This window comes from Fretibacterium fastidiosum, from assembly GCF_000210715.1.
In the GTDB taxonomy this organism is placed as follows: Bacteria; Synergistota; Synergistia; order Synergistales; family Aminobacteriaceae; genus Fretibacterium; species Fretibacterium fastidiosum.
The window spans coordinates 1,232,034-1,238,912 of the sequence record NC_021038.1; the positions used below are offsets into that span (position 1 = coordinate 1,232,034).

Genomic DNA, 6,879 nt, shown 5'->3' on the forward strand with positions numbered 1-6,879 from the left:
AGCGGGAGCGGCGGGAGAAGAAGCAGCACGTCGTCCCCGTGGCGCGGGCGCAGATCCAGCGCAACTTCGCGGGGAAGCTGGTGAGCCAGATCCGCGGCCTCTTCAAGAGCAGGGACCGCGACGAGGCCCGCAACACCGTGGTCAAGCCGCCCTTCAGCTTCGACGGGAAGGTGACGATCGAGAAGGACGCGATCCAGGCCATGTGCCGGCACCTGCTGGAGCTGGGGGAGCACGTGCAGAAGATCCACGAGCTTGAGATTCAGGCCGACGACGACAGCCTGGAGATCAACGTGGTGCTGGACCTGAGGCTTCGGGACCGAAGCGCCCTCAGCATCGCCCGCCTCCTCCAGAAGAAGACGAGCACGGGCCTGAGCTACTTCACGGGCATGGACGTCCGGCGGGTCAACATCAAGATCAACGAGGTGTCCTTTTAGGGAAGCAGGGGGGTGAACGCATGGACGACAAGGAGCGGGACGCGGCGTGGGAGGCCGCATGGGAAGACCTGCGGGGCCGCGTGGCCGCCTGCAGGCGCTGCGGCCTGTGCGAGGCGCGGACGAACACGGTCTTTGGCCAGGGGGCGGTCCGCACCCCCATCGTGATGGTGGGCGAGGGGCCCGGCGCCGACGAGGACGCTCAGGGGCTGGCCTTCGTGGGACGGGCGGGCCAGCTTTTGACGAAGATCCTGAGCGCCGCGGGGATCGACCGGGAGTCCGTGTTCATCACGAACGTCGTGAAGTGCCGTCCCCCCAACAACCGCACCCCAACTCAGGAGGAGATGCTGAAGTGCGCGGACTTCCTGGAGGCCCAGCTCCTGCTGCTGAGGCCCCGGATTTTGGTGTGCCTGGGGAACACGCCGCTGAAGTGGCTCCTTCGGACGTCGGAGGGCATCACGGCTCTGCGGGGCCGCTGGTTCGATTGGCGGGGCGTTCAGCTCTTCCCGATGTTCCATCCGAGCTACCTGCTGCGCAACGACTCGCGGCAAAAGGGGAGCCCCAAGGACCTGACGTGGCAGGACGTGCAGAACCTCAAGGCGCGCCTGGACGAGATCACAAAGAGGAAAGGAACGGAGGCCAATTGAGCGAGAAGAGAGTGCCGGAACACCTGGCGATCATCCTGGACGGCAACGGAAGGTGGGCCAGGCGCCGCGGGCTGCCGCGGCTCATGGGGCACCGGGCCGGCCTGCGCAAGCTGGAGGAGATGGTTCACCTCGTCAAAAAGGCGGGGATCCGCTACTTCTCGGTCTATGCGTTCTCGACGGAGAACTGGAGCCGTCCGGAGATGGAGGTCGCGGGCCTGATGAGCCTGTTCCGCTACTACATCCGGCGCAAGGTGGAGGCCATCAAGGCGGAGGGGGCCCGCATACGCTTCGCGGGGCGGCGCGACCGCCTGCCCCCGGACCTGCTGGAGCTGATGCGCCACGCGGAGGAGCGGACGAAGGACGAGAGCGTCCTGGATTTCATCCTGTGCATCAACTACGGCGGACGTCCGGAGGTCCTGGATGCCGTCAACGCGCTTTACGCGAGCGGGCACCGCGGGACGGTGACGGAGGCGGACCTGCGGCGCTTCCTCTACCTTCCGGACGTTCCGGACCCGGACCTCGTGATCCGCACCAGCGGTGAGCTGCGGCTGAGCAACTTCTGGCTTTGGGAAGCCGCCTACAGCGAGCTCTACTTCACGGAGGCCTATTGGCCGGACTTCGACGAGGCCGCCCTCAGGGCGGCGCTCGAGGACTATGCGGGGCGGGAGAGGCGCTATGGCGGGCTTAAGGCCTAGCGGCGAGCTTCAGCTGCGCACGGTGAGCGCCCTCGTGATCGCGGCGGGCGTGATCGCGGGGATCTACTTCGGCGGCTGGGCCTGGCTTGGGATATCGCTGGCTCTGGCGCTGCTCTCCCTGGGCGAGTACTACCGTATGCTGTCCAAGCGCATGAAGCTTTCGCGGGGCATCGGCTACATCTGCGCCCTGGCCGTGATGCTGTCGAGCGCCGAGGGCGTGCAGCCCGTCTCCATCACCATGACGCTCTCCCTCAGCGCCTACGTGATCTTCATGATCGAGATGATGCGCCGTCAGGCCACGGGGCAGAGCTTTGCGGTGAACAACGTGGGCGGCACCCTGTCCGGCGTCGTCTTCATCGTGGTGCCCTGGACGTGCATCGTGCTGCTCCGGAGGCTGCCGACGGGCTCCCTCGTCCTGTTCACGCTCTTCGCCTGCACCTGGGGCTGCGACGTCATGGCCTACTTCGTCGGAAGTCGCTGGGGGCGCAGCAGCCTCTGCGAGTACATCAGTCCCCGAAAGACCGTCGAGGGCTTCATCGGCGGCGCCATGGGCAGCCTGCTGACCTGTGCCCTCGTCATCTTTTTGATGGAGCAGCCGCCCTATCCGCTCTTCATCATCGGGGTCATCTGCGGCATCGCGGGACAGCTGGGGGACCTGGCCGAGTCCCTGGTGAAGCGCGAGCTTGGGGAGAAGGATTCGGGGGCGCTGATCCCCGGACACGGAGGCGTCCTGGACCGCTTCGACAGCATCCTGCTGAACGGCCTGCTGACGTACCTCGTCTTCGGCCTGCTCCTGTGAGGACGACCATGACGACGGGCGGGACGGGACGAAAGCGCGTGGCCGTGATCGGCGCGACGGGAAGCGTCGGCAGCGCCATCCTCTCCGTGTGCCGCGCGCACCCGGACGAGGTCGAGGTGCGGGCCCTGGCGGCCCGCAGGCCTTCCGAAAAACTGAGGATGCTCTCGCGGGAGTTTGAGGCTACAATGCTCTGTGCCCATGACGCGCCGCGGGGGACGGAGGGGTTCCTCACGGGCCCGGAGGGGCTGGTGGCCATCGCGGAGAGCCCGGAGGTCGATCAGGTGCTCTTCGCCTCGTCGGGGACGGCGGCCATACCGGCGCTGCAGGCCGCGCTTCGGGCGGGCAAGGAGGTCTCCCTGGCCAACAAGGAGAGCATCGTGGTGGCGGGCCCTTGGGTCATACCCCTCGTCTCCCGGCCCGACCAGCTGCGCCCGCTGGACAGCGAGCACAACGCGATCTGGCAGTGCCTGCACGGCGAGGGAGAGGGACGCGCCGTGAGGTCCATACGCCTCACGGCCTCGGGCGGCCCCTTCAGGACCTGGACGGCGGAGGAGCTGAAGACGGTGACGCCCGATATGGCCCTGAAGCACCCTGTCTGGGCCATGGGGGCGAAGATCACGATCGACAGCGCGACGCTGATGAACAAGGGCATCGAGCTGATCGAGGCGATGTTCCTCTTCGGCCTCGAACCGGCTCAGGTGGACGCGCTGGTGTCGCCGGGTTCCTTTGTCCATGGCCTCGTGGAGTTCACGGACGGCAGCGTCAAGCTCCTGGCCGCGACGCCCGACATGCGTCTGCCCGCGGCCTCCTGCATCTTCTGGCCGGAACGCCGATTTCCCGCGCCGGACTTTGCGCCGCCGCTTCTGGTGCCCCGCACGATCTCCTTTGAGGCACCGGACCCGGTGCGCTTCCCCGCGATGCGGATAGCGCGGACGGCGATGGAGCGGCGCGGCGCGTACCCGGCCCTTCTGGTCGGTTCGGACGAGGTGGCGGTGGATCGCTTTCTGAAGGGGCAGATCGGCTTTACGGACATCGCCGCGGTGGTTGAGGAAACGCTGGAGTCCTGTCCGCTCCCCGCGCCGGGGTCCCTTGAGGAGGCGCTCTTTGCGCTGGAGGAGGGCCGGCGCCGCGCCGCGGCCGTCTGCGACGGCCTGTCGAGGTGCAGGGCGTAAGAGGTCGCCGCCCGTTGGGTTAAAACTTTTGGAGGTTTCGATACCATGTTGATCAGTTTCGTTTCGTTCGTTATCGTCATCGCCGTCTGCGTGGTCGTCCACGAGTTCGGCCACTTCATCACGGCGCGCTGTCTCGGCGTGCAGGTCCACGAGTTCGCCTTTGGCATGGGGCCGGCGCTCTGGCAGCGCAAGAGCACCGGCCCGGAGCCCATGCTGTGGTCGGTGCGGGCGTTCCCCGTCGGGGGTTCCTGCCGCCTGGCGGGCATGGGAGAGGAGGAGAGGGAGGAGGCCGTCCTGCCCGGCAAGGGCTTTAACGAGCAGCCCGGCTGGAAGCGCTTCCTCATCCTGCTGAATGGCTCCCTCTTCAACGTCCTCCTGGCCCTTCTGCTGACGGCGGTCTTCCTCTGGGGTCACGGCGCGCTGGACATGGAGCACACCCGGATCGGCGAGGTCATGCCGGGCTTCCCCGCGGAAGCCGCCGGCATTCAGGTAGGGGACAGCATCACGGCCGTGAACGGCCGTTCCGTTCAGGAGTGGCGCGAGATGTCGGAGGCGCTGCGGGAGGAGGCAGAGCGGGGCGGGGACGTGAGGGTCGAAGTTCGACGCGGTGAGGAAGTCCTCACGATCTCGACGCCCATCCCCATGAGCGAGGAACACGGACGCCCCATGCTGGGGATCACGCCGGCTCTGGTGCGCTACTCCCCGAAAGATGCGGTCCTGAACGCGGGGCAGTACACGTGGCGGATGACGACGCTGATGCTGAGGGGCATCACCGACTGGATCCTGCGCCGGCAGGAGGTGGACGTCACGGGTCCCGTGGGCATCGCCTCCATGTCGGGGCAAGCCATGCGGGCGGGGTGGTGGGCCTTCGTGACGTTCGTCGCCCTCATCAGCCTGAACCTCGGCCTGCTGAACCTGTTCCCCATCCCGGCGCTGGACGGCGGGCGTATCCTTTTCGTGCTGCTGGAGATGGTCTTTCGCCGCCGACTGCCGGAGAGGGTGGAGAACTGGATCCACACGGCGGGCTTCGTCCTGCTCATCCTGCTGATGCTGGCCATCACCTGTCAGGATGTCTATCACCTCTTCTGGACGAAGTGAGCGGGCCGTCGAGGTGAAGCGAAGCGTTCAGATCGGGGCCCTCCGCATCGGCGGGGGGGCCCCCGTTCGCGTCGAGAGCATGCTCAAGGTCCCCCTGTCGAACCGGGAGGCCTGTGCTGCGCAGTGCGCCAGCCTGCTGCGGGTGGGCTGTGAGATGGCGCGGGTGGCCCTGCCGCGTCCAGAACTGGCCCCGGACCTGAAGTGGCTCGTGTCGAACACGGACCTGACCCTGATGGCGGACATCCACTTCGACCCGACCCTGGCCGTGCTGGCCATGGAGGCGGGTTGCCGGGCCATCCGCATCAACCCCGGCAACATGCCCCTCAATCGCCTGAACGACGTCATCCGGACCGCCCAAACCCTTGGGGTGACGATCCGAATCGGGGCCAACGGTGGATCGGTGTCGGGCAGACAGCTGGAGGCCGCGGGGGGCGATCGGGCGGCGGCGCTGTGCATCGCGGTGCGGGAGCAGGCGGAGCTCCTGCTGGGAGCGGGCTTCGAGGACCTGATCCTCTCGGCGAAGTCCTCCTCTGTGCCGGAGTGCGTGCGGGCCAACGTCCTGATCGCGCGCGAGTACCCGGACTTTCCCTTCCACGTGGGGCTGACGGAGGCGGGGCCTGGGGACGGCGGCATCGTGAAGGGCGCGGCGGGCATCTCCGCTCTCCTGGCTCAGGGGATCGGGGACACCATCCGCGTGTCCCTGACGGACGCGCCGGAGCGCGAGGTTCGGGTGGGCTACGAGATCCTGAAGGCCCTGGAGCTCCGGACCCGCGGCGTGAACCTCATCAGCTGTCCCACCTGCGGCCGGCGCCGCGCGGACGTCATGGAGCTGACGAAGTTGATCGAGCCCATGCTGGCGAGCCTGCCGGACGGGACCACCGTGGCGGTGATGGGCTGTGAGGTCAACGGCCCGAAGGAGGCAAGGCACGCCCAGATGGGGATCGCGGGGACGCCGTCGGGCGCGGTGCTGTTCCGGGAGGGCCGCGTGGTGGGGGAGTACCCCTTCGAGACCCTCCCGAACGTTCTGCCCCGCTTCTTCGCGGGGGAGCCCCTGGAGCGGGGCGGCGCGGGACAGGGTGTGGGGCACTGAGGCCCTGGCCGCGGGAACTGGGACGGGACCCCTCGAGACTCCCGCAACGATAAAGAGACGAATTGAAAAAGAGATGAATTGAAGGAGGACATGGACATGGCGGCTGCGGAAAAGCGCGTTTTCAAGTGTGCCTCGTGCGGGCACGTCTTTGAGGAGGGCGCGTCGATGCGCTGCCCCGAGTGTCGGGGCAGGACGCTGATCCTCGAGGCCGGCCCCACCCTGAAGGGGAGGGGCTGCGGGGGGAACTGCGGCGGCGGATGCAGCTGCGGCTGCCACCACTGAGGGGGCCGAAGTCATGGCCACAGGCAAGCAGGAACACACGACGCACCTCCTTGGCGCGGAGGTCGTCGGCAAGACGCACCCGCGCATCGAGTTGCGCGGACGGCTGGACGAGTTGAACGCTCGAATCATTCTGATGCAGGCGCGGGCGCGGGCTGCGGGGGAGCGTCAGCTGGAGGCGGACCTGGAGGAAGTGCGGGTCAAGGCCGTCCGCGAGGCCATGATGGCCGAGGTGACCGACGCGCCCTGCGGCGAGTTGGCCCTGTGGGGACTGACGGAGGAGGAAATCCACCAGCGGTCCCACACGCCGGCGCGCTTCTACGGAAAGGGACACCTCGACCTTCACGCGGACATGGGGCTCTGGGCGGCGGAGATCAACCTGCTGCGCACGCTGGTGCGGGAGACGGAACTCGTCGCGTGCCGCGCCTTCGACGACGGGGCGGGCGGCGTGACGAGGCCGGATGTCGTCAAGATGTTGAACCGCCTCAGCAGCGCGCTCTACATCCTGATCTACAACTACCTGCCTGAGGGGTTCACCCGCTTCTACGGGCGGATCGGGCAGAGGTAAAACCTTAACAAAATCGTGACCGAGGGCCGGTGCGCGCCGGCCCTCGGTTGTTCCCTGGATTATAATACCAATTCGCGTTTAATATGGATTGCCTCCCCTA

8 protein-coding genes and 1 pseudogene are annotated in these 6,879 nt (G+C 67.4%); all 9 read left to right on the forward strand.

Features of this window, described 5'->3' with window-relative positions; genetic code table 11:
- A pseudogene (locus tag SY1_RS05680) lies at positions 1–434 on the forward strand (alkaline shock response membrane anchor protein AmaP); the annotation flags it as partial.
- Positions 435–454: 20 nt separating this feature from the next.
- Positions 455–1,078 carry a uracil-DNA glycosylase gene (locus SY1_RS05685; RefSeq protein WP_015556452.1) on the forward strand — a complete coding sequence of 208 codons (624 nt, stop codon included), beginning with the start codon at positions 455–457 and terminating at the stop codon, positions 1,076–1,078.
- Positions 1,075–1,773 (forward strand): polyprenyl diphosphate synthase, encoded by a 699-nt coding sequence (uppS, locus tag SY1_RS05690; RefSeq protein WP_208873019.1) that lies wholly within the window; start codon positions 1,075–1,077, stop codon positions 1,771–1,773. Before SY1_RS05685 ends, uppS begins: the two co-directional genes overlap by 4 nt.
- Positions 1,754–2,572, forward strand: coding sequence for a phosphatidate cytidylyltransferase (locus SY1_RS05695; RefSeq protein WP_208873021.1), 819 nt, complete (start codon positions 1,754–1,756; stop codon positions 2,570–2,572). The genes uppS and SY1_RS05695 overlap by 20 nt, the downstream gene beginning before the upstream one ends.
- Positions 2,569–3,744, forward strand: coding sequence for a 1-deoxy-D-xylulose-5-phosphate reductoisomerase (locus tag SY1_RS05700; protein ID WP_243440595.1), 1,176 nt, complete (start codon positions 2,569–2,571; stop codon positions 3,742–3,744). Before SY1_RS05695 ends, SY1_RS05700 begins: the two co-directional genes overlap by 4 nt.
- 45 nt (positions 3,745–3,789) lie before the next feature.
- The gene (gene rseP, locus SY1_RS05705; protein ID WP_015556454.1) at positions 3,790–4,842 is read left to right on the forward strand and encodes an RIP metalloprotease RseP; all 1,053 of its coding nucleotides are present in this window, start codon (positions 3,790–3,792) and stop codon (positions 4,840–4,842) included.
- A gap of 13 nt (positions 4,843–4,855) precedes the next feature.
- Entirely contained in the window at positions 4,856–5,932 is a 1,077-nt protein-coding gene (gene ispG / locus SY1_RS05710) for a (E)-4-hydroxy-3-methylbut-2-enyl-diphosphate synthase (RefSeq protein WP_243440596.1), read from the forward strand.
- A 78-nt stretch (positions 5,933–6,010) separates the two neighbouring features.
- Complete coding sequence (locus tag SY1_RS05715; RefSeq protein WP_243440597.1) at positions 6,011–6,214, forward strand: TFIIB-type zinc ribbon-containing protein; 204 nt, start codon at positions 6,011–6,013, stop codon at positions 6,212–6,214.
- 13 nt (positions 6,215–6,227) lie between these two features.
- Positions 6,228–6,779, forward strand: a complete 552-nt coding sequence (locus tag SY1_RS05720; RefSeq protein ID WP_015556455.1) for an ethanolamine utilization cobalamin adenosyltransferase — start codon at positions 6,228–6,230, stop codon at positions 6,777–6,779.
- Positions 6,780–6,879: the final 100 nt, after the last annotated feature.